Source organism: Wenzhouxiangella sediminis (assembly GCF_003410055.1).
In the GTDB taxonomy this organism is placed as follows: domain Bacteria; phylum Pseudomonadota; class Gammaproteobacteria; order Xanthomonadales; family Wenzhouxiangellaceae; genus Wenzhouxiangella; species Wenzhouxiangella sediminis.
This window is the reverse complement of sequence record NZ_QUZK01000009.1, coordinates 1-21,120: the sequence shown is the minus strand read 5'-3', so window position 1 is coordinate 21,120 and position 21,120 is coordinate 1. Positions and strand designations below refer to the sequence as shown.

General features: G+C 66.0%; 20 protein-coding genes and 1 other RNA gene. 16 read left to right on the top strand and 5 right to left on the bottom strand.

Annotated elements, in window-relative coordinates; genetic code table 11:
- Positions 1 to 104: 104 nt before the first annotated feature.
- A complete protein-coding gene (locus tag DZC52_RS01560) occupies positions 105 to 1,922 on the top strand; it encodes a polysaccharide deacetylase family protein (protein WP_116649365.1) in 1,818 nt (605 codons plus the stop codon).
- An 11-nt stretch (positions 1,923 to 1,933) separates the two neighbouring features.
- On the opposite strand, the gene ffs is transcribed toward DZC52_RS01560, so the two are convergent.
- An RNA gene (gene ffs / locus DZC52_RS01555) (signal recognition particle sRNA small type) lies at positions 1,934 to 2,031 on the bottom strand.
- A gap of 190 nt (positions 2,032 to 2,221) precedes the next feature.
- Between ffs and dnaX the strand changes: the two genes are divergently transcribed.
- Genes dnaX through recR form a run of 3 tightly spaced genes read left to right on the top strand, consistent with a single transcriptional unit; the run spans position 2,222 to position 4,852 of the window.
- Entirely contained in the window at positions 2,222 to 3,922 is a 1,701-nt protein-coding gene (gene dnaX, locus DZC52_RS01550) for a DNA polymerase III subunit gamma/tau (protein ID WP_116649364.1), read from the top strand.
- Between the two features lie 5 nt (positions 3,923 to 3,927).
- Positions 3,928 to 4,242 (top strand): YbaB/EbfC family nucleoid-associated protein, encoded by a 315-nt coding sequence (locus DZC52_RS01545; RefSeq protein ID WP_116649363.1) that lies wholly within the window; start codon positions 3,928 to 3,930, stop codon positions 4,240 to 4,242.
- Positions 4,243 to 4,255: 13 nt separating this feature from the next.
- Entirely contained in the window at positions 4,256 to 4,852 is a 597-nt protein-coding gene (recR, locus tag DZC52_RS01540) for a recombination mediator RecR (protein WP_116649362.1), read from the top strand.
- Between the two features lie 67 nt (positions 4,853 to 4,919).
- Here recR and DZC52_RS01535 read toward each other — a convergent pair whose 3' ends face one another.
- On the bottom strand, positions 4,920 to 5,207 hold the full coding sequence (locus DZC52_RS01535; protein ID WP_116649361.1) for a ComEA family DNA-binding protein: 288 nt from the start codon (positions 5,205 to 5,207) through the stop codon (positions 4,920 to 4,922).
- A gap of 221 nt (positions 5,208 to 5,428) precedes the next feature.
- Between DZC52_RS01535 and DZC52_RS01530 the strand changes: the two genes are divergently transcribed.
- A complete protein-coding gene (locus DZC52_RS01530; RefSeq protein WP_116649360.1) occupies positions 5,429 to 5,674 on the top strand; it encodes a hypothetical protein in 246 nt (81 codons plus the stop codon).
- A gap of 296 nt (positions 5,675 to 5,970) precedes the next feature.
- Here the strand turns inward: DZC52_RS01530 and sbcB are convergent, their stop codons facing one another.
- On the bottom strand, positions 5,971 to 7,434 hold the full coding sequence (sbcB, locus tag DZC52_RS01525; RefSeq protein WP_116649367.1) for an exodeoxyribonuclease I: 1,464 nt from the start codon (positions 7,432 to 7,434) through the stop codon (positions 5,971 to 5,973).
- A 125-nt stretch (positions 7,435 to 7,559) separates the two neighbouring features.
- Between sbcB and msrA the strand changes: the two genes are divergently transcribed.
- From msrA to DZC52_RS01505, 4 genes are read left to right on the top strand one after another with little or no spacing between them, the layout of a single operon-like run.
- Positions 7,560 to 8,039 carry a peptide-methionine (S)-S-oxide reductase MsrA gene (gene msrA / locus DZC52_RS01520; protein ID WP_116649359.1) on the top strand — a complete coding sequence of 160 codons (480 nt, stop codon included), beginning with the start codon at positions 7,560 to 7,562 and terminating at the stop codon, positions 8,037 to 8,039.
- Between the two features lie 45 nt (positions 8,040 to 8,084).
- A complete protein-coding gene (locus DZC52_RS01515) occupies positions 8,085 to 8,795 on the top strand; it encodes a histidine phosphatase family protein (protein ID WP_116649358.1) in 711 nt (236 codons plus the stop codon).
- A gap of 26 nt (positions 8,796 to 8,821) precedes the next feature.
- The gene (locus DZC52_RS01510) at positions 8,822 to 9,580 is read left to right on the top strand and encodes an SDR family NAD(P)-dependent oxidoreductase (protein ID WP_116649357.1); all 759 of its coding nucleotides are present in this window, start codon (positions 8,822 to 8,824) and stop codon (positions 9,578 to 9,580) included.
- A gap of 22 nt (positions 9,581 to 9,602) precedes the next feature.
- The gene (locus tag DZC52_RS01505) at positions 9,603 to 10,199 is read left to right on the top strand and encodes a lytic transglycosylase domain-containing protein (RefSeq protein WP_181918716.1); all 597 of its coding nucleotides are present in this window, start codon (positions 9,603 to 9,605) and stop codon (positions 10,197 to 10,199) included.
- 46 nt (positions 10,200 to 10,245) lie between these two features.
- Here DZC52_RS01505 and DZC52_RS01500 read toward each other — a convergent pair whose 3' ends face one another.
- Positions 10,246 to 12,231 carry an ATP-binding protein gene (locus DZC52_RS01500; RefSeq protein ID WP_116649355.1) on the bottom strand — a complete coding sequence of 662 codons (1,986 nt, stop codon included), beginning with the start codon at positions 12,229 to 12,231 and terminating at the stop codon, positions 10,246 to 10,248.
- Entirely contained in the window at positions 12,228 to 12,938 is a 711-nt protein-coding gene (gene pdsR / locus DZC52_RS01495) for a proteobacterial dedicated sortase system response regulator (RefSeq protein ID WP_116649354.1), read from the bottom strand. Before pdsR ends, DZC52_RS01500 begins: the two co-directional genes overlap by 4 nt.
- A 161-nt stretch (positions 12,939 to 13,099) precedes the next feature.
- Between pdsR and DZC52_RS01490 the strand changes: the two genes are divergently transcribed.
- The 7 genes from DZC52_RS01490 (at position 13,100) to DZC52_RS01465 (ending at position 21,004) form a co-directional block, all read left to right on the top strand.
- Positions 13,100 to 15,043 carry a marine proteobacterial sortase target protein gene (locus tag DZC52_RS01490; RefSeq protein WP_181918715.1) on the top strand — a complete coding sequence of 648 codons (1,944 nt, stop codon included), beginning with the start codon at positions 13,100 to 13,102 and terminating at the stop codon, positions 15,041 to 15,043.
- Entirely contained in the window at positions 15,043 to 15,609 is a 567-nt protein-coding gene (locus DZC52_RS01485; RefSeq protein WP_116649352.1) for a sortase domain-containing protein, read from the top strand. Before DZC52_RS01490 ends, DZC52_RS01485 begins: the two co-directional genes overlap by 1 nt.
- Positions 15,606 to 15,854, top strand: coding sequence for a hypothetical protein (locus DZC52_RS15350; RefSeq protein WP_147307575.1), 249 nt, complete (start codon positions 15,606 to 15,608; stop codon positions 15,852 to 15,854). The genes DZC52_RS01485 and DZC52_RS15350 overlap by 4 nt, the downstream gene beginning before the upstream one ends.
- Before the next feature lie 41 nt (positions 15,855 to 15,895).
- Positions 15,896 to 16,900, top strand: coding sequence for a lipoyl synthase (gene lipA / locus DZC52_RS01480; RefSeq protein ID WP_220338239.1), 1,005 nt, complete (start codon positions 15,896 to 15,898; stop codon positions 16,898 to 16,900).
- Positions 16,901 to 16,919: 19 nt separating this feature from the next.
- Positions 16,920 to 17,279 (top strand): hypothetical protein, encoded by a 360-nt coding sequence (locus DZC52_RS01475; RefSeq protein ID WP_116649350.1) that lies wholly within the window; start codon positions 16,920 to 16,922, stop codon positions 17,277 to 17,279.
- A gap of 294 nt (positions 17,280 to 17,573) precedes the next feature.
- Entirely contained in the window at positions 17,574 to 19,613 is a 2,040-nt protein-coding gene (locus tag DZC52_RS01470) for a S9 family peptidase (RefSeq protein WP_220338238.1), read from the top strand.
- A 158-nt stretch (positions 19,614 to 19,771) separates the two neighbouring features.
- On the top strand, positions 19,772 to 21,004 hold the full coding sequence (locus DZC52_RS01465; protein ID WP_181918714.1) for an EAL domain-containing protein: 1,233 nt from the start codon (positions 19,772 to 19,774) through the stop codon (positions 21,002 to 21,004).
- Positions 21,005 to 21,120 lie beyond the last annotated feature (116 nt).

The window sequence follows — 21,120 nt, the reverse complement described above, 5'->3', positions numbered from 1 at the left end:
GCAGAGCGGTTGATTGCACCGGTCTTGAAAACCGGCAAGGGTTAGCGCCCTTCGAGGGTTCGAATCCCTCCCTCTCCGCCATCCGATTCAAAGGGGAATTTCCAGTGATCGGCATCCAAGCGATGCAACGCCTGTCCTGCGCGGCAATCCTTCTCCTCAACTCCCCGTACGCTTCGGCGACGGTGCTGTTGCTGCACGACGGCGATTCGCTGGCTTCCGGATTCGATTGCCTGGGCATCGAGCTGGCGCTTGACGAGGTTGGAATCGAGAGCGATCGCATCGATGTGCGCAGCAGTCCGGTCAGTTCATTGCCGCTGGATCATCCCCTCATCGTGGCATGTCATCTCGATTTCGGGATGGACCCGGCCGGGGCGCTCGCACTGCAGGACTGGATTCATGACGGCGGTGGCCTGCTTGCGACCGGTCGTTCCGGGCTTCGCATGGAGACGGCGCTGGGTCTGGCTTCAATCGTGGTGTCGGATGGTGCAGAGCGCACGGAGGTTCGTTTCAAGGCAGGATACGCCGCGACGTCCGGCATAGGCTGGGACGGCCCGATTGCCGCCGGTTCCGTTCTGCCCGCTTCGCAACTCCCGTCCTTGGCGCGGCACTATTACTACGATGAGTCCGAGGGCGGTTGGCCGAGCTATCACGCCGTGGTGCAGTCGGCTTCCGACCTTGGGCACTGGCACGATTCAACCGCGCCTTGGGAGGAGCCGGACGGGGCAGTCGCCGTGACCGCAAGCCAGCACGGGGCCGGTCGAGCGATCTACAGCGGTGCCTTGCCGGGCGTCCATGCCAACTGGGACTGGCCGCGATCCTGGCGGACGTTCGTCGTCCATGCCCTGACGTGGCTCGCCCAGGACGAACTGCTGGTGGAACTCGGGCACTGGCCGCATGCGAATGCCGCGGCATTCGCGTGGAGCGGCGACACGGAAAAACCGGCCATGACCACCGCGGTGCCGGCGCTGCTGCAGCTGTTCGACGATCTGGGTCTGAGCCGATTCGGAACGTTCTACACGGTCGGGCAGGGAGGAGGCGATGCCGGAACGGTCGGTGGCCAGGAACACCCGGCCATCGTGCAGGCCATTCTCGATGGTGGGGCAGAACTCGCCGGGCACGGTGATATCCACACCAGCTTCAACGGGCAGGACTATCCCACCCAGTTTCAGCGTCTCAGCACCATGCGCGGGCTGCTCGAGCCCATGATGACCGCCGGTCAGAGGCTGTCGGGTTTTCGTGCGCCCTACCTGTCGCAGGACACCACCACCTGGCGTGCGCTTGCAGAACTCGGTTTCACCCACGATGCCGGCGATGCGGACGTCTGGAGCAACACAACCTTGCCGCATCGACGCGACGGCCTGATCCAGTTGCCGCCCTCGATGCCGATGGACTGGCATCTGTTCGAACAGTACGCGCTCGACGACGCCACTGCCAGGGCCATCTGGTTCGATAAGTTCGACTACGTGCTGGCAAGGCGCGGACTTTTCTCCTGGCTGCACCACCCCTGGGTGATCGAGGGCCGTCTCGGCATCGTCGAGGAGATGCTGCAGTATGCAATCGACCGCGGTGACGTCTGGCTGGCCAGGCAGGACGATATCGCTGCCTGGTGGCGGGCCCGGAGCGGTATCAGCATGGAGCGTCTGACCGCCCCGCCCGATCGAGGGCGCGTGCGCGTGGTCAACCTGGGCGGAACGGCGGTGGCGGGCGCGTCGGTCTGGTTCCGGGTGCCCGACGACGACTCGCGGCCATGGGAAGCGCTGGTCGGCGGGAACCCGGAGAACCTGCTCGACCGTTATCACGCGAACTCGCTCTACCGGGTTGCCGTGATCGACCATCTGGCGCCGGGTGAGGAGACCGTGGTCGAGGTCTTCCCGAAAGGCGAGCTGTTTTTCGATCGCTTCGAGTTGACGCCGGCCGACTGAAAAGAGAAGGCCCCCACCAGCCCGACCCCAGCACCTGTTCAACCCGCTGCCGCTGCTCCCTTCCGGGCCTGACGGGGTTCACGGGAAGGCCAGTGTGGGAAGACCGGTGGAGGCCAGCGCGTATTATCCCACTGACGCTTGCGGCCTGACAACCCGTTGTTGCCTTTTGCGACACTTGCCTGGCCTGCGTAGGGTCGGCGCGTCGCCGGCGCGATCGTGTAAACTCCGGGGACGCCGTCAGCGCATGTCCCGGACGGGGTGTGTGAGCACGAAATTCAAGATAATTGGTTGGGTTTTCAGTGAGTTATCAGGTTCTTGCCAGAAAGTGGCGCCCCCGAAATTTCTCCGAGCTGGTCGGTCAGTCCCATGTCGTCAAGGTGCTCGGCAACGGCCTTGCCGAGGGCAGGGTGCACCATGCTTTCCTGTTTACCGGCACCCGGGGCGTGGGCAAGACCACCATCGCGCGCATCCTGGCCAAGTCGCTCAATTGCGAGCAGGGCATCACCAGCACGCCCTGCGGGGAGTGCGAGAACTGTGTGGCGATCGACGAGGGGCGTTTCGTCGATCTGCTCGAGATCGACGCGGCCTCGCGCACCAAGGTCGACGATACGCGCGAGATTCTCGACAACGTCCAGTACGCACCGACGCGTGGGCGTTTCAAGGTCTACCTGATCGACGAAGTCCACATGCTCTCGAGGCACAGCTTCAACGCGCTGCTCAAGACGCTCGAGGAGCCGCCCGAACACGTCAAGTTCGTACTGGCGACGACCGATCCGCAGCAGATCCCGGTCACCATTCTCTCGCGCTGCCTCCAGTTCAACCTGCGGCGTCTCAATACCGAAGAGATCGGCGGTCAGATGCGGCGGATTCTCGAGGCCGAGGGGATCGAGGCCGAGGAGGCTGCAATCGAGTTGCTGGCGCGGGCCGCCGACGGCAGCATGCGCGACGGGCTGAGCCTGCTCGACCAGGCCCTGGCCGGAAGCGGCAAGCTGCTCGAGGCCGATGTGCGCGACATGCTTGGCAGCGTGGAGCAGCGCCATGTGCACGCCATACTCGAGGGGTTGGCGGATGATGACCCCGCCGCCGCGATTGCCGCCGTCGGCGAGGTTTTCGCGCAGGCCCGGGGGATGGGGCAGTTGCTGGCCGACCTGGCCGAAGCCCTGCACCGTATCGCGCTGATCCAGCAACTTCGCGATTATCGTGACGACAGCCGCGCCGACTGGGAAGAACTGGTCGACCTCGCGGCCCGGCTGGACACGGAAGACGTTCAGCTCTGGTATCAGATCGCCATCACCGGGCGGCGCGACCTGCCACTGGCGCCCTCGGAACGAAGCGGCTGCGAAATGACGATCCTGCGCATGTTCGCATTCCAGCCCGCCGAGGCGGCGGGCGAGCAGGGCGGCGCCGGAAGCGGTGCTTCGACCGCTTCGGGTCGACCGAGCGGCGGCAGCGCGGACGCCGGAACGACGAGCGCGCTCGCCGGCTCGGGGTCCGTGCACGAGAGTCGCCCGGCGCAAGCGAAGCCGGCCCAGGCTTCGCCGCCGCTGGCATCGGCATCGGCTTCTGCCTCGGGCCCCGCGACAAGGGGCGAGGCCACGCCTCTCCGATCGGATACCTGGCCACAGGTGCTCGAAGAGCTGCCCTTGACGGATTCCTTCCGGACCGTGGCGGCCATGCTGGTTGTCGGCCGCTACGATCGCCCCAAGGTTGAGTTCACGGCCGCGCGCGACGACATGGTGCTCATCAGCGAGCGCTTTCGGCGGGCGCTGGAAGAGGCCATGACCGAGTGGGCCGGCGAGCCGCTCCGGATCACCATCCAGCCGGTGGACGACGATGAACTGGCGACGCCGGCCATGCTCGAAGAACAGCAGATTGCCCGCACGCAGGCGGAGGCGGAAGAAGCCATCGACTCGGATCCTTTCGTCCGGCGCCTGGTCGAACACTTCGACGCTGAGGTCGTGCGCGAGTCGATTCGACCGATCAATACACGGAGTCACTGACTGAAATGAAAGGCAACATCGCGCAATTGATGCAGCAGGCGCAGAAAGTCCAGGAGAACCTCAAGAAGGCCCAGGAAGAACTGGCCGAGCTGGAGGTCACCGGCGAAGCCGGCGGCGGCCTGGTCAAGGTGCAAATGAACGGCCGTCACGAAGTGCGTCGCGTGGTGATCGACCCCGAGGTGGGTGATGACCGCGAAATGATCGAGGACCTGGTGGCGGCGGCCATCAACGATGCCGTCAAGCGAATCCAGGAAACCACGAAGGAACGGATGTCGGGCCTGACCGGCGGGATGCCCATGCCGCCGGGTTTCAATCTCTGATCCGTCCCCGCGCATGAGCGCCGATCCTTTCGACGAGCTGCTCGAGGCACTGCGCTGTCTGCCCGGCGTCGGGGCCCGGTCGGCCCAGCGCATGGCCCTGCAGCTGCTCGAGCGCGACCGCGATGGCGGCCGCCGGCTGGCCGACGCGCTGGCCACGGCCATGCGCGACATTCGGCGTTGCAGGCGCTGTCGCAACTTCACCAGCGACGAGGAATGCCGCATCTGCCGCAGCGATCGGAGATCGAGCGAGGTGCTCTGTGTCGTCGAGAGTCCGGGCGACGTGCTGGCCATCGAAGCGGCCACGGCCTTCGACGGGCGCTATTTCGTGCTCCTCGGCCGCCTCTCGCCCCTGGACGGCATCGGTCCGGAAGACCTCGGGCTGGATCTGCTCGGAGAGCGCCTGGACGAAGAGGGCGTGGCCGAAATCATCATCGCCACCAACACCACCGTGGAAGGCGAGGCCACGGCCCAGTACCTGCGTGAGATGGCCGAGTCCCGGAGCATCCGGACTTCGCGCCTGGCGCAGGGCGTTCCGCTGGGCGGCGAGCTCGAACACACCGACCGTTCCACGCTCGCGCACGCGTTCAGCTCCCGCCTGCCGATGCGCTGAGCGGCAAGCAAAAAGGCCTCCCCGCCGGCTCGGCGGCGGGGAGGCCCGGTCGCGGCAGGGGTTGGCTTCAGCCTTCGGCGGCGGCTTCGCCGTCGAGATCGATCCGGTCGCGATTCTGGTCGACCGTCCGCAGGCCGATGCCGCGCACGTTGACCAGCTCGTCGATGTGCGTGAAGTCGCCGTTTTCCTCGCGATAGGCCACGATGGCTTCCGACTTGGCCGGACCGACGCCGTCGAGGACCTCGGCCAGTTGTTCGGCGCTGGCAGTGTTGATGTCGACGGTCATGTCTTCGGCCAGGCCGGCCTGGGCGATGGCGAGCGACAGGAAAAGTGCGATCAGTGCATTGCGAATCATGATGAATCTCCTTGTATTCGATGTGTCTTGCGAATCCCGCCGGGCAGCCGCCCGACGTTGGGCACATTGTCCCGGGGGAGCGCCCCTCGGCGAATCGGCAGATCGACACGCCAATCGGTAGTAGAAACGCTCTTCGGGATTAAGGAGATTTGCCTTCTCAGGTTTTGAGAAATCGTCGTGCTGGAATAAGCCTGCAGTCAACGAACGGGAGTATTCCAGCCATGAACAAGCAAGTCAGCAGCCACCAGCTTCGAGACGAAATCGTCGGCAAGACGATCAGTGGCGTGATTGCCCGGCCGGGCCGGCGGGGAGAGCCCCCGGTGGTCATGATGATGCGCTTCGACGACGGCAGCGTGGTCGAGTTCGTGTCGCCGCGAAGCGACCGTCTGTTGCGTCAGGCCGTGCGGGGTTCGAGCGAGGCCGCCCAGGTGCAATCGCAGCTGCCCCTGGCCGGCCTGGCGGCCTGATTTCGGGGGTGATGCCGGTCACAAAACAGTGGTTTACGGAGCTCTGCGTTCTTTATCCACAAAAGCTGTGGATAACCTTGTGGGCAAACCAGCGCCTCCGGGCTGCTCATCGGCATTCAAGCGCATTGGTCAAATAATGCCCAAAGTTGAAAATACCCTGTAAAACAATAAGTTGCGAAATGCGGTGCTGTATTTGCGGCGTCACGGACGCGTCAAGATAGCGTCAAAGAGTGAATCAACCAGTTGTGCATAACATTCGAAGACACTACTTCATGACATGCCCGTAAGTTGTTGATTTATGGTTTTCGTGGCTGCTGCCAGACTTCCGGTTCGAAAGCAAGCCCCAACTCGTTCGGCCACTCGGCCAGTTGGCGCAGAATATCCGCCTTGTCCGGGCGCTCATCCATCAGCGCCTTGAGCGTCTGTCCGTACTCGGCCAGGCGGATGCTGCCCAGGTCCGGATCCTCGACCAGCCTCTTTCTCCGGTGGCTTTCCCAGCGCTCGCTCTCGGTGTCGCTGAGAGTTTCGGGCCAGAGCCTGGCGCGATAACGGAACAGCAATTCGTTGAGCCGCTCGTCCTGGAAGGGTGCGTCCATCCCGGCCAGCTCCGGGCCTTCGAGCTGGTGGACGCGCTGGATCACCGGCCGGTCTGCCCGTGGCGGAAAGCCGCCGTAGAGATCCAGCTCGGGATCCGAATCGTCGGGCCGGCCGCCTCCGCCGGCGAACATCGCCGCCAGGCGCTCGCGGAACTCGGGGTGCTGGCGCAGAAGCCGGGCTCGCGGTTCCAGTGCATCAACGTCGATGGCCAGCTCGGCGGCCCTGGCTTTGCCCAGTACATTCATCGGGGCGAGCATCGGACAGCGGTTGTTGCGCACCAGCTTGAGCGGTACGCGCTCGATGCCTTCGGGCAGGTCTGCCGAGGGCGTCCAGTAGCGATCGGCGAGCGCTTCGGTGTCGAGATCCAGGAACGGGGTCGGGTCGACGTTGAGGTTCCAGACCAGCCACTGGCTGGCGATCCCGGGGTGGCGGCCGAGCGGCAGGATGGGTGCAACACCCCGGCCGGGCAGGGCCGGAAAGCGCGAGGATGCGTGCAGCAAGGGCTCTTCCTGTTCGAGCAGCCGATTGACCGATTCCCTGTTTCTCAGCCCCAGGGCCCAGGTCCAGAGCCTGGGCTGCTGCGTCTTGACCAGCCGGGCCATGGCGATGGTGGCGTCCACGTCGGCCAGCGCGTCGTGGGCCTGGCTGGTATCCATGCCGTTGGCGGCGGCCAGGTCTTCGAGCCGGAAGCTCGGGCGGCCGTCCTCGTAGTCCGGCCATTGAATGCCTTCGGGCCGAACGGCGCGCGCGAGTCGCATCAGGTCGATCAGGTCGAAGCGGCTGTTGCCGTTGGCCCACTCGCGCTCGTAAGGGTCGATGAAGTTTCGCCAGAACAGGTGGCGGGCGACCTCGTCGTCGAAGCGGAAATTGTTGAACCCCACGCTGCAGGTGCCCGGCTCGCTCATCAGGCGGAATATGCGCGCGGCGAACCGGTTTTCCGGCAGCCCTTTTTCGCGAGCGAGTTGCGGCGTGATGCCGGTGATGAGACAGGCCATCGGCTGCGGCAGAACATCGTCGGCCGGGCGGCAGTAGATCATTTCCGGTTCGCCGATCGGTGTCAGTTCCGAGTCGGTGCGGCGCGCCGCGAACTGGGCGGGTCGATCGCGGCGCGGGTCGGCGCCGAAGGTCTCGAAGTCGTACCAGAGGAAGGTTTCGTCGTTCATGGGCGGCATCATTCCACAGGCGGATAGCTCTGGCCAGGATCGCTCACGAATTTTTTGCCGCCTGCGTGGTCGGATATCATTCCCGCACCAATCACGACCCGTGCAATCGGGCAGGAGTTCGAGCGATGTCTTCAAAGGCCACTTTCGGCGCCGGCTGCTTCTGGGGCGTCGAGATGCGTTTTCGCGAAATGCCCGGCGTGATCGACGCGACCGTCGGCTACATGGGCGGTCACGTGGACAACCCCACCTACAAGCAGGTCTGCGGCGACACGACCGGCCATGCCGAAGTCTGCGAGGTCGTGTTCGACCCCGAAAGGATCGACTACCAGGATCTGGTTCGTGCGTTCTTCGACTTGCATGACCCCACCCAGGTCAATCGACAGGGTCCGGACGTCGGCACGCAGTATCGCTCCGTGATCTTCGTGCACGACGATCAGCAGCACCGAATCGCCGAGCAGGTGAGGTCGGAGGTCGACGCTTCGGGCCGCTTCCGCGCACCGGTCGCCACTTCGATCGAACCGGCTGCCACGTTCTGGCCGGCCGAGGATTACCACCAGCAGTACCTGGCGAAAAACGGTGGCAGCTGCGCGGTTTCCGGGCACTGATCCGCATCGTCGGGCGCGCCGCCGCGGCAAGGGAGAATCGATGCCGTGAGCGCGGCGAGGAGCGACAATCCGAGGCTTGTCCTGGTCAGGCACGGCCAGGCGAGCCTCGGCACCGACGACTACGACCGGCTCTCCGAGATTGGGCATCAGCAGGCCGAAAGTCTCGGTCGGCGGCTTTCCCATTCGGTCGCGAACGGGGCGCTGCTGTGGTCCGGCACGCTTCGGCGCCATCGCCAGACTCTGGCGCCGGTGGCCGGGGAGCGCTCTGCAGAGGTGAGGCGCACCCGCGATCTCGACGAATTCTCAACGCAGGGGTTGGTTCGGGCGGCCCTCGAGCATTCGGCCAGATTGAATCTGCCGCTGCCGCCCCGGCAGCATCTTGCCGACCCGGTGACGCACCTGGATGTGCTGCTGGCGTGGTTCCCCCGGGTCATGGCCGCCTGGCAAGAGGAGGGCCTGGTCGATCCCGAGACCGGCACCTGGGCTGATTTCAGGGAGCGGGTCCTGCGGCCGAGCGACGATTGGGCGTCGGCCCTGTGCAGCGGCCGTAGCGTGGTCGTGGTGTCGTCCGCGGGGGTGATCGCCACCGTCGTCGCTGCGCTCGCCTGCCGGGATCTGGCCTGGCAGCGTGATCTGGCCGTGACCCTGTACAATGCCTCGGTCACTGAACTGAGGCTTGCCGGGGACGGCTGGCAAGTGGATGCCTGCAACTGCACGCGCCATCTCGACGACGAGTCGCTGCGCACCCGGGCCTGAAGCATGGACAACGAGGGGTAGCCCGAATGAGTGAATCCAGAGTCGCCATCATCACCGGTTCCAGCCGCGGCATCGGTCGTGCGGCCGCTGAACTGCTTGCCGGAAGAGGCTGGTCGGTGGTGATTTCGAGCCGGAACCAGGACAGCTGCGAAGCCGTTGCCAAAGCGATCCGGGACGACGGCGGCGAGGCGCTGGCGATCGCCTGCCATATCGGCCGCGAGGAGCAGCTCTCGGCCCTGGTCGAGAAGGCGGTGGCGCATTACGGCAGGCTTGATGCGGTGGTGATGAACGCCGCCAGCAATCCGGTTTACGGCCCTTCGGACCAGGTCGATCTGCAGGCTTTCGACGTGATCATGCACAACAACGTCTTTGGCTCGATGCGCCTGGCGCACCTGAGCCGACCGCACCTGGCGAAGTCCGGGGGCGGGGCGGTCGTCCTCGTCTCCTCGATCGCCGGTCAGTTCGGCAACAAGCTCATCGGTGCCTACGGCCTGTCGAAGGCCGCCGAGAACCAGCTGGTGCGCAATCTGGCACTCGAACTGGGGAGCGACGGTATCCGCGTCAACGCGGTTGCGCCCGGCCTGGTCAAGACCGATTTCGCCCAGGCGCTGCTGGAAAACGAACGCATGGTCCAGTATTTTGAAAACACCACGCCGCTCAAGCGCCTGGCCGAACCCGAGGATATCGGCCGAGTGATCGCCTTTCTGGCGGGTGAAGACTCGGGCTGGCTGTCGGGGCAGGTGATCACCGCCGACGGCGGCTTGTCCGTGACCGGCGGGTTCTAGAAGAACAATGCGGAAGAATCGAATGAAGGGACTGCTTACCACTCTGATCCTGGCGAGCCTCGGCCTCTGCGCCGTCGACGCGCACGCACAGATCTATACCTACACCGACGAGAACGGTGTGACGGTATTCACCGACCGCAAGCCCGACAGCAACCGCTATCGCGTGCACAACCTGGGTTGCTACGGCACTTGTCGAAAGGGGGTCGACTGGCAGCAAACGCCGCTGAAGACCGGTGCCTTCGATGCGGAGATCCGGGCGGCCAGCGAGATTTTCGGCGTCGACGATGCGCTTGTTCGCGCAATCATGCATGCCGAGTCGTGGTTCGAGCCCGAAGCCGTTTCGCGTTCCGGGGCTCAGGGCCTGATGCAGCTCATGCCTGCCACCCAGCGGCGTTTCGGCGTCAGGAACCCCTTCGATCCCCTCGATAACATTACCGCCGGCGTGGCCTACCTGGCCTGGCTGCACGAGGAATTCAGCGGCGACCTCGAACGCGTGATCGCCGCCTACAACGCCGGTGAGAACGCCGTCCGGCGCCACGACGGCATTCCGCCCTATCCGGAGACCCGCGAGTACGTCCGACGGGTCAACATCCTCTATCGCCGCTACGGCAGTTCCTGATTCTCGCCATACCCGGCGTTCCGGCCGGGCCGCGTCTAGTCCGCGGCTAGTCCGCGAGCCGGGGGAAGTCCACCTGGAAGCGGACGCCGTCGGGGCGGTCCAGGGCCCGCACGCGCCCGCCGTGGCGTTGTGCGATCAGGCGAACGATGTGCAGGCCCAGCCCCAGGTGGACACCGTCGCCGCCGGACTTGCGCGACGAGACCATCGACTCGAACAATCGCTCGGGCTGATCGTCCGGCAGGCTCGATCCGGGGTTGTCGACCTGGAGTGAAACGTCTCCGCCTTGCGGTACCACGCGAATCGTGATGCGACTGTCCGCCGGGCTGAAGGCAACGGCATTCTCCACCAGCTTGTCGAGGAGTTGTGCGAGTTGCTCCGCGGCACCGGCAATGCGGGCCGTGCCGCGATTCGGGACGACCGCGGCGAAGCGGTGGCCGGTGAAGGCCTGGCGGCAGCCGGAGACATAGTCGGCCACCAGCTTCCCGAAATCGAGCCCGACGAGGGGCTCCTCGGACAGGCTCTCCTCGATCCGCGCCGCCTGGCTCATCGACTGGAACATGTGCTGCAGCCTGAAGCACCCGGCTGCGGCCCGCTGCCGATAGCGCTCGCGCGATTCCTCGTCTCCGACTTCGGCGAGGTTGTCGAGCGAAGTCCGGATCATCGCCAACGGCGTGCGCAGTTCGTGCGAGAGCTTGCCGGCCAGGGTCTGGAGGTACTGCTGGTGCTGTCGCTGTCGTTCGACCATGCCCGAGAGGCTGCGACCCAGGTCCGCGATCTCGTCGCTGCCGCGCACGCCGGGCATGGTGCCGTGGACCCTCCCGTCGGCGCCGACCGAGGATTCGGCCGCGTCGCGAAGGCGCCGGATGCGCGCCGAAATCCGGGCGGCGAAGCCGATCGGCACGGCGGCCACGATGAGCATGCCGGCGAGCCCGAACAGGAAAAGCTGCAGCAGCGAGCGATAGGCGCTCGCCATGAAGCGATCGGCCGGGCGCTCGATGACGACGTGGCCGGCGGGAGCGCTGTCCCGGACGACCGGCGCGCCGGCACTCACCACGAAGCCGTTGCCGGCGGGCAACTGGTACCAGCCCGCGCTCGGCTTCGCTTGCCGCTCGCCGTCGTCGAGGCGGTCGCGTTCCGCACCCCGGTCCGGCGAGGTGTCCGGCAGTATCCCGAGCAGGCGGGCGGCCGCGGTGGCGAACAGCCAGCCCTCATCTTCGTCGGGGACGGTTGCGCTCTGGGCATCAAGTTCGTCCTGGCCGCGCGCGGCACGGGCAAGGATCCAGCCGTCCGTCGTCGTTACCCAGCCGCGCGTCCCCTCCGGCAGCAGGGCCGTGAGTCGCTGCGACAGCGCCTCGCTCGGGCGGGCGAGCGGGCGCGGTGACGGGAAGGCATGGGTGGCTTCCGCTTGCTTGCCGTCGCGGGTGTCGACGTCGAAGACGCGGATATCGAGTGCCGCCACATCACGCGGCCGCTCGACGGCCAGCTCCATGGTCCAGCCCAGCTCGCCCGGCTGAAGGGCGGCCTGGATCCTCGGTGTGCCGCCGTTGCCCTGGACATCGAACCAGCCCGGCGCGAGAGGGGCGACCGTAACGGGCGGATTTCCGTCGCCGATCCCGAGTTCGATCCGGTCGCCCGACTGCCCGCCCGGACGGCTCAGGACCAGCTCCGGATCCCGCACCCGGACGAGGAGGTGAAGCCGGCCGCCCTGTTCGGCGGCCAGCAGATCGGCCGATTCGGCATCTCCGGTTCGCGCGGGGATGGCCTGGGTCTCTTCCAGCCAGGACGCCCAGTCTCCCGCGTAGCCGTCAATCACGATGTCTTCGCCGGTTTCGTGAACATATAACGCGCCGGCGCGGGGCAGGTCGCCCGCGGCGCTCGAGATCTCGGAGGCGATCGAGCGGGCGGTATCCACCAGGGCCTGCTGGTAGCTGTCGCGCAGCGCCTGCTCGAGCGATCGCACCAGCTGCCAGCCCGCCAGGGGCAGGCAGAGCATCAGGATCGAAACGAGCGCCAGCCGCGAACGGAGCTTCACGTGGCGCCGGCGCCATCCGGGTGCCAGCGATAGCCGGCGCCGTGTACGGTCTCCAGGCGATCGAAGGACGGGTCGATCGCCTCGAACTTGCGGCGAATGCGCTTGATGTGCGAGGTGACGGTGGTTTCGTCCACGACCAGGCTGGCAGCCTCCATCAGCCGGGCGCGGCTCTTGACGTGCCCCGGGCGCTCGAGCAGGCAGTGGACCATCCAGAACTCGGTGACCGTCAGGGCGACGGGGGCGTCCTGCCACCGCACCTGCATGGTGTCGGGTTCGAGTTCGATCCGGCCGATCCGCAGGGGCGCATCGCGCGCCTCGGGCTCGCGCACCGCTTCGATCCGGCGAAACAGGGCCAATATCCGAGCCAGCAGGTGCTGGTTGGAGATGTCCTTGGTGAGGTAGTCGTCCGCGCCCAGCCGCAGGCCCGAGACCGCATCGAGATCGCTGTCCCGGGCCGTCAGGAAGATGATGGGCAGGCTCGACGATCGCTGGCGCAGCGCGCGGCAGAGTTCGAACCCGCCTTCGGGCTCGTTGCCGAGGCCGACATCGATGATCACGAGGTCGGGCAAGGGGCCGGATAGTGCCGACTCGGCCTCGCTCCGGCTGGCATACCCGCGCGTGGCGAACCCGTAACGCTCCAGTGCTTCGCGGTAGTTGTCGCGCAGGAAGTCTTCGTCTTCGACGATGGCGATCAGTCGCTGGGTCATGCGGCGGAATCCGTGCTGCGGTTGGTGCCGGAAGCGGCGCGGGAACGCCGCCTGCCACAAGTTTGCCACATCCGGTCAGGACTTCGACATCGCCCCGCACGCTTCCTGCCATGCCCGGGCGTTGCAATGGCGCGCAACGATCACAACAGGAGTCACCCCCAATGTCGCGTCTACTTGTTTTCTGCCTGGCGCTGGTCGCCGGCCCCGTCCTGGCTTCGGACTCGGGTTTCTGGCTCGAACGCCAGGCCGGCGGAAGCCGCGAAGAGGCCCTGGCGCTGTCGACCGAAGTCGACATCCAGGTCACCGGCATGCTGGCCCTGGTCGAGGTGCGTCAGCAGTTCTTCAACCAGACCGGAGACTGGGCCGAGGGTGTCTACCGCTTTCCCCTGCCGGACCGCTCCGCGGTGGAACAACTCCGTATCCGACTGGGCCAGCGCCTGATCGAGGGCGAGATCCAGGAAAAGGAATCGGCGCGAGCGACCTATGAGGCCGCGCGCGAGAAGGGACAGGTTGCCGGTCTGGTCGAACGAGACCAGGGCAATCTCTTTTCGACCCGGGTCGCCAATATCCCTCCGGGCGAGATGGTCGAGATCCGGATCGGGTTCACCCAACCGGTGGAATACGAGCATGGCCGCTTCCGGCTGCGTTTCCCGACCACGGCCGCTCCGCGCTACCGGCCTGCAGGCGAGCTCGAGCGCGCCCTGCGCGAACGTCTCGAGTCGGCGCTTGAGACCGGCATGCCGCAGCGGCCTGTCCAGCTGACGGTGGACCTGAGACCTGGGCTTCGACTGAGCAACCTGGAGTCGATACATCACGAGATCGAGGTCGAGAATCTCGGCAGCGAGCGCCTGGTGACCCTGAGCGACGGGGCCGACTGGTCCGGGCGGGATTTCGAACTCGTGTGGGAACCGGAGGATACCGGCGAGGCGGCGACGGCGGCCTTCGCCGAATCCTTCAACGGCCATGAGCACATCATGCTCAACCTGGTGCCGCCGCAGGCGTTCGAGGCGCGCGACACGCCGAGGGAGGTGATCCTGATCATCGACACCTCGGGCTCGATGTCCAACCAGCCCATCGAACAGGCGCGCGAGTCCCTGCACTACGCCCTGGCCAGCCTCAAGGCAGGCGACCGATTCAACGTCATCGAGTTCGACCACCAGGCGCGCTCGCTGTATCCGCAGGCCCGCGGCTTCGACGAAGACCGACTGGTCGAGGCCGCGCAATGGATCGACTCGCTGGCCGCCGGCGGCGGAACCGACATGGGCCCGCCGCTCGCGCTTGCGCTCGGCGCGCCGCCGTCCGGCGGTTTTCTCCGCCAGGTGGTCTTCATCACCGACGGCATGGTCGGCAACGAGCAGGAGCTGCTCGAGCGGACCGAGCTCGAACTGGGCGAGAGCCGTTTGTTCACCGTCGGCATCGGCCACGGCGTCAACGGAAGCTTCCTGCGCCGAATGGCGGGCGCCGGCCGCGGCAGCTACACCGCCATTGCCGAAACATCGCGCATCGCCGAACGGATGAGTGAGCTGGTGCTCCAGCTCGAAAGTCCCGTCATCCACGACCTTGAAGTGACCTGGCCGAGGGCTGTGGAGCCGTACCCGAAGACGCTGCCCGATCTCTACGTGGGCCAGCCCTTGAGCATTATCGCGCGGGCCGACAAGCTCAGCGGCGACCTGATCGTTCGCGGCACGAGCAACGGCCGGTACTTCGAGCGCGTTCTGCCGCTCGAGGACTTCCAGCCGGCGCCGGGCGTCGCCGGGCAGTGGGGGCGAGCGCGCATCGAAGCCCTCGAGAACCGCATCGTGGCGCCGGGTGAGGAAGCCCTGGTCGACGCCGAAATCCTCGATACGGCGCTCGATTACTCCCTGGTCAGCTCGCAGACCAGCCTGGTAGCCGTCGACAGGACGCCGGCTCGCAGCCGGGAAGCGGCCATGCAGCGCTTCAAGCTCGACACCAGCCCGGCGCAGGGGCGTTCGGGCAGTCTCCGGGCCATGCCGGCCACCGACGCGGGCAGCGTGCCGGCGGCGCTGCGCGGCGCGCTGGCCCTGCTGCTGGTCGGGTTGCTGCTCTTCCAGGGGCGCATCAACCGCGACGGAGGGGCGTCCTGATGCGTCGCTTCCTCGTCCTGGCCCTGTTGCTGGCGGCCGTGTGGCAGATCGGCTCGGCCGGCTGGATCCACGCCAAGGCCGGTCTCGGGCAATTCCTGCTCGAGCGGGCCTGGCAGGAGACGCTCGGCGGGAAAGGCGACGTCGAGCCCTGGCCGGGCGCGGTCAGCCACCCGGTCGCCCGCCTGCGCATGCCGCGCCTCGCCGTGGATCATCTGGTACTCGAGGGGCTGGACACGCCGGTGATGGCCTGGGGACCGGGAATGGCAGTGGGCGAGGGCGGGCACCATGTGCTCGCCGCCCATCGGGATACGCATTTTTCCTTCCTGCGGGCCGTGGAACTCGGCGACCGTTTCGAACTGGTCGAAGCCGACGGGCGGCGGCGCTGGTGGCGCGTCGAGGCCATCCGCGTGGTCGATTCGCGCACGACCGGTATCGATCTCGACGGGGTCGGGCAGGCCATGACCCTGATTACCTGCTATCCGTTCGACGCGCCGGTTGCGGGCGGCCCCGAGCGCCTCGTGGTGCGCTTGCGGCCGCTCGCGCCGGCAGAGGAGGCCCGCTCATGACGACGCTGTGTATCGATGAGCTCTCCAGGAGTCTCAAGCGCCGCTGGGGATGGTCGAACGGGGCCACGCACGTTCCCGCCGACGCCGGTTGTCCGCTCCTGTCGGCCTTGCCCGCGAGCGGCGACTCCGGCGCGATGAGAAGGCAACGGGCGTCGCTGCCCGAATGGCTGCAGCCGATGCGGGGCCACGCCGGGCCGCCGGGAATCGCGGCATTTCATGGCAAGACCTCGCCATCAGTGGGATAATGCCGCCTTCGGAAAACCGGAACAGCAGGAGTCCGTCCAGCGTGACCGAATCCAGACAGATCCCGATCGCCGTAAAGAGCGGCGAGAAGATGCGCAAGCCGCAAGGTTTTACCGCCATTCGCGACGGCATAAAGGCGCGAGCGGGCGTCGAGCCGGCGCCCATCGGCCGCAAGCCGACCTGGCTGCGGGCACGGCTGCCGCAGGGCGGCAAGTACGAGGAAGTGCGGCGCAACGTCAACGAGCATCGGCTGGCCACGGTCTGCCAGGAATCCAAGTGCCCCAACATCGGGGAATGCTGGTCCAACGGCGTGGCCACCATCATGCTGATGGGCGACGTGTGCACGCGCGCCTGCCGATTCTGTTCGGTCGACACCGGCAATCCGCGCGGCTGGCTCGACCCGGAGGAGCCGGCCAACTCGGCCGAATCCGTACGCATCATGGACCTTAAGTACGTGGTGCTCACTTCGGTCGACCGCGACGACCTCGACGACGGCGGGGCGGGCCACTATGCCGAGTGCATTCGAGAGATCAAGAAGGTCAATCCGCAGACCGCCGTCGAGGCGCTGACGCCCGATTTCCAGGGTCGCCTGCACGACATCGAGACGGTCGTCGATTCCGGCCTCGAGGTCTTCGCGCAGAACGTCGAGACGGTTCGCCGGCTGACTCATCCCGTGCGCGATCCGCGCGCCGGCTACGAGCAGACGCTGAAGGTCCTCGAGCACGCCAAGAAGCACAACCCGAAAGTGCTGACCAAGACGAGCCTGATGCTGGGCCTGGGCGAAACCACCGAAGAAGTCGTCGAGGCCATGGACGACCTGCGCGCCATCGGCGTCGACATCGTCACCTTCGGCCAGTACCTGCGGCCGACCGTCAACCATCTGCCGGTCGATCGGTTCGTCACGCCCGAAGAGTTCCGGGAGCTGCGCGAAATCGGGCTGGAAAAGGGGTTCCTGGAAGTCGTCTCCGGCCCGCTGGTTCGATCGAGCTACCGCGCCGATCGCGTGTTCGAGAAGAACAACTGCGGAATTGACTCCGACGTGGCGTGAGCCCGCTGGCGGTCTCGCCGTGTCCGGTAACCTCAGCATCGAAGAACGCGAGCGTTATCTCGAAAGGCTGACCGCCCTGCTGGAGCGGGCGCGAGTACAGCGGCGTACGATGACGTACCTCGAAGTGGCCGATGCGCTGGCCATGCCGGGCCCGAAGCGAATCCACAAGACGACGCGACTCCTGGAGATCCTGCTCAAGCGTGACGCCGAGGCCGGGCGGCCCCTGCGCGCCGCACTGGCAACCAGCCGCGCCAATCGCGGGCTGCCGGCCCGCGGCTTTTTCGATCGCGCCAGGCGCCTCGGCCTTTTCGACGGCAGCGATCCCGATGCTTTTCATGCCCGGGCGCTTGAAGCGTTGTTCGAGCGCCCCAGGCATTGAATCCGGCAAGGGGCAGGCTTCGCGGTGGGCGCTTCTTCGCTGCTCTCGCGCCAGGGACCTGCCGGTAATGGAGCTGGTGTACCATCGCCGTTTGCGCGGTGACCGCGCGGTCGACCCATCACGGAATCCTGCATGAACAATTCATTGTCGTTGGCCGGGCTTGCCGCCGGTACGCTGTTGCTCTTGGGTCTGTCGGCCTGTGATCGTGAACAAGCCGTTGAACAAGGAAAGAACCCCCGAACGATGTCCGAGAACAGAGCAGAAGCGAGCGCCGAAAGGCTGCCGGAATCGCCGATGGCCCAACGGCGAGATCATGTGGTCGGCGCGCCCGCGGGCGAGCGATCGGACCCTTGGTATTGGCTGCGCGACGATGATCGCGAGGATCCCGACATGCTCGCGTATCTCGAGGCCGAGAACGAGTACACCGAGGCCATGGTGGCGGACCTCTCGACCTTGCGCGAGACGCTCTTCGAGGAGATGCGTTCGCGCATCGTCGAAGACGACAGCAGCGTGCCGTACCTGGATCGGGGCTACTGGTATTACACGCGCTTCGAGGCCGGCAGGGAGTATCCGATTCACGCCCGCCGCCAGGGTTCCATGGACGCCGAAGAGGAGATCCTCCTCGACGTCAACCGGCTGGCCGAAGGCCACGATTTCTACAGCGTGGGCGACCGCGACATCAGCATCAGCGGTCGGTACCTGGCCTGGCTGGAGGATACCGTAGGCCGTCGCCAGTACCGCCTGCACATCAAGGATCTCGTCACCGGCGAGGATGTCGACACGGGGCTCACGGGCGTTTCCAGCGTGTCCTGGTCGGCCGACGACGAGGTGCTCTACTATGTGGAAAACGAGCCCGAGACCCTGCGTTCCTGGCGTGTTCGCCGCTACCGTGTCGGCAGCGGTGAACCCGGCGAGATCGTGCACCAGGAAGACGACACCGCTTTCTACACCGGTGTCGGGCGGACCACCTCCAACGCCTACAACACCGTCTACCTGCGCTCGACGGTCAGCAGCGAAATGCGCATCGTCGAAGCGGATGCCGTCGATCAGCCCTTGCGCGTCTTTCTGGCACGAGAGCGTGATCACGAATACCAGGCCGACCACCTGGGCGAGCGCTGGCTCATCCGTACCAATCACGATGCGCCCAATTTCCGCATCATGGCCGCTCCCCTTAACGGCCACGCCGATCGCGAGCGCTGGTCCACCGTGATTGCGCATCGCCAGGACGTGTTCATCCACGGATTCGACGCGATGGACGAGTTTCTCGCGGTGAGCGAGCGCTCGGACGGCCTGCGCCAGATCCGACTCCTGGACTGGGACAGCGGGGAGTCCAGGCTGCTCGAGTTCGATGAGCCGGCCTATACCGTCATGCTCGGCGAGAATCTCGAGCAGTCCGCGGGCACCCTGCGTTTCGTGTATTCCTCGCTGACCACGCCGACCAGCACCTGGGAACTCGACGTGGCCAGTGGAGAGCGGAAACTGCTCAAGCGCGAAGCGATTCCCGGCGGTTACGAGCCCTCCGACTACCGGACCCGTCGCGAGTGGGCCACGGCCCGGGACGGTACGCGGGTGCCCGTGTCGATCCTTCACCACCGGGACACGCCGCTCGACGGCACGGCACCGCTCTACCAGTACGCCTACGGTTCCTACGGGTTCACGATCGATCCGTCCTTCTCGACCACTCGACTGAGCCTGGTGGATCGCGGCTTCGTCTTTGCCATCGCCCACGTCCGCGGCGGCCAGGTCATGGGGCGCCGTTGGTACGACGACGGCAGAATGCTCAGCAAGATCAATACGTTCAATGATTTTGTCGATGTAACAGATCACCTTGTCGCGGCCGGTCTTGTCGACGGTGATCGCGTCTTCGCGGTTGGCGGCAGCGCCGGCGGCTTGCTGATGGGGGCGATCGCCAACCGCGCGCCCGATCGCTACCTCGGAATCGCCGCGCACGTGCCGTTCGTCGATATCGTCACGACCATGCTCGACGAGTCGATTCCCCTGACCACGAACGAGTACGACGAGTGGGGCAATCCGAACGATCCCGAGTACTACCGCTACATGCTCTCTTATTCGCCTTACGACAACGTGGCGGCCCAGGACTACCCGGCCATGCTCGTAACGACGGGGCTGTGGGACTCCCAGGTGCAGTACTGGGAGCCGGCCAAGTGGGTTGCGCGCCTGAGGGCGACCAAGACCGACGGCAATCCCCTGTTGCTGCGCACCAACATGGAGGCCGGGCATGGCGGTGCTTCCGGCCGCTTCAGGCGACTGGAGCAGACGGCCCTGGAGTACGCTTTCTTCCTGGACCTGGCCGGTATGGCCTCCGAGGGCTGAGCCCTCGGACCGGAGCGCCTCGCTGGCAGCGGCCGACTGCGGCTCGGCCCGGTCGCTTTGCATTTACTGCGAACTGTGTCACACTTCCCTCAGGCGGTCTTGGCTGGGCCATCGGGTCCATTTAGTTGTTTTCGCTCGAGAATTGCCAAGGGGGAATGATGAATGCCGCTGACTTGCTCAGGCGTCTGCAAGACGCGTTGAATTCCGGTGCGCAAGACGGTCACGGGGGTGTCCTCTTCGTCCGCTTCGATCGTGCCAGCACCTTGCGGGATCAACTGGGTTACTCGGGCCTCGAGGAACTCGGTTCAGGTATGGCCGAACGCGCCGATGAAGCCTTCGAGAATGCCGCCGAGATCCTTCGCTTCGATTGGGCCTCGATGCTCGTGATCGCCCGCGACACTTCCTGGGATCGATTCGATTCCACTGCCGAAAGCCTGTTCTCGGCATTGACCGAGCGGCCCTATGCCGTCGAAGACGACGAAGTGGCTGTGACCGTGTCCCTGGCGCACGCACGCTTCGATCATCGCTTTACCACGGTCGATGAACTGCTGTTGCCGCTGGTCCGGCGGGTCGAGGCGCTGGCCGAGCAGGGCGGGAATTCGATGTCCGCCGTGTGTCCGGGTATCTCGGCGCAGAAGGCCCTCGACTCCAGCGACCATATGCTGGGTCTGTTGATGGAAGCCTTGCGGACCGATGGCATGAAGGTCGTGTTCCAGCCCCTGCTGGCGACCAGCGGCCGCGAGGAGATGGAGAGCTACCAGATGCTTCCGCGACTGGCGGCAGGGGACGGCAAGTTGATCACGGCCGCGGAGTTTCTGCCGCTGGCCCGGGACGCCGCGCTCCTTCCCGTGCTCGACCGCTGGATGACCATCCAGGCATCCCGACTGCTGCGGGGGCGTCTGGAGTCGCAGCGGGTGAGGTTGTTCATCAATCAGTCGGAAGCGATCCTGGCGGACGTCGATCGCAGGGAGTGGCTTGTCGCCCACCTGGAAGGTGAGCCCGGCCTGGCCGGAAGGCTGGTGCTGGAGATTCCGGTCGAGGACGCCATGGCGCACATGAAAGGCACCGCTGCCCTGCTGGACATCGCCGCCGAGCACGATGTCGGTGTCTGCCTGTCTCACGTGGACGAACACAGCCGATGGTCGCTGCTCAACGGTGATTTGAAGGCGGATTACGTCCGCATGTCGCCGAGCTTCGTCAGCCGCCTGTCCGCGGATGCGTCCCTCGAGAAGCGATTCATGGAGCTGTCGGTCCCGGCGCGCGAAAGGGGCGTGCGCATCATCATGCCGATGATCGAGGATTCGCAGACCGCCGCCAGCATGTGGCGCTCGGGGGCGGACTACATGCAGGGCAACATGATCCAGGCGCCGGAGGACTCGATTGCGGTCTAGGAGGAAGATGCTCGGGTCGAACCGGGGTTCTCATCCGTGATTGTCATGACAAGCCCGTCTCCCCGACCATCAAAAAACCCCGCACGAGGCGGGGTTTTTCGATGGTGGCGGAGAGA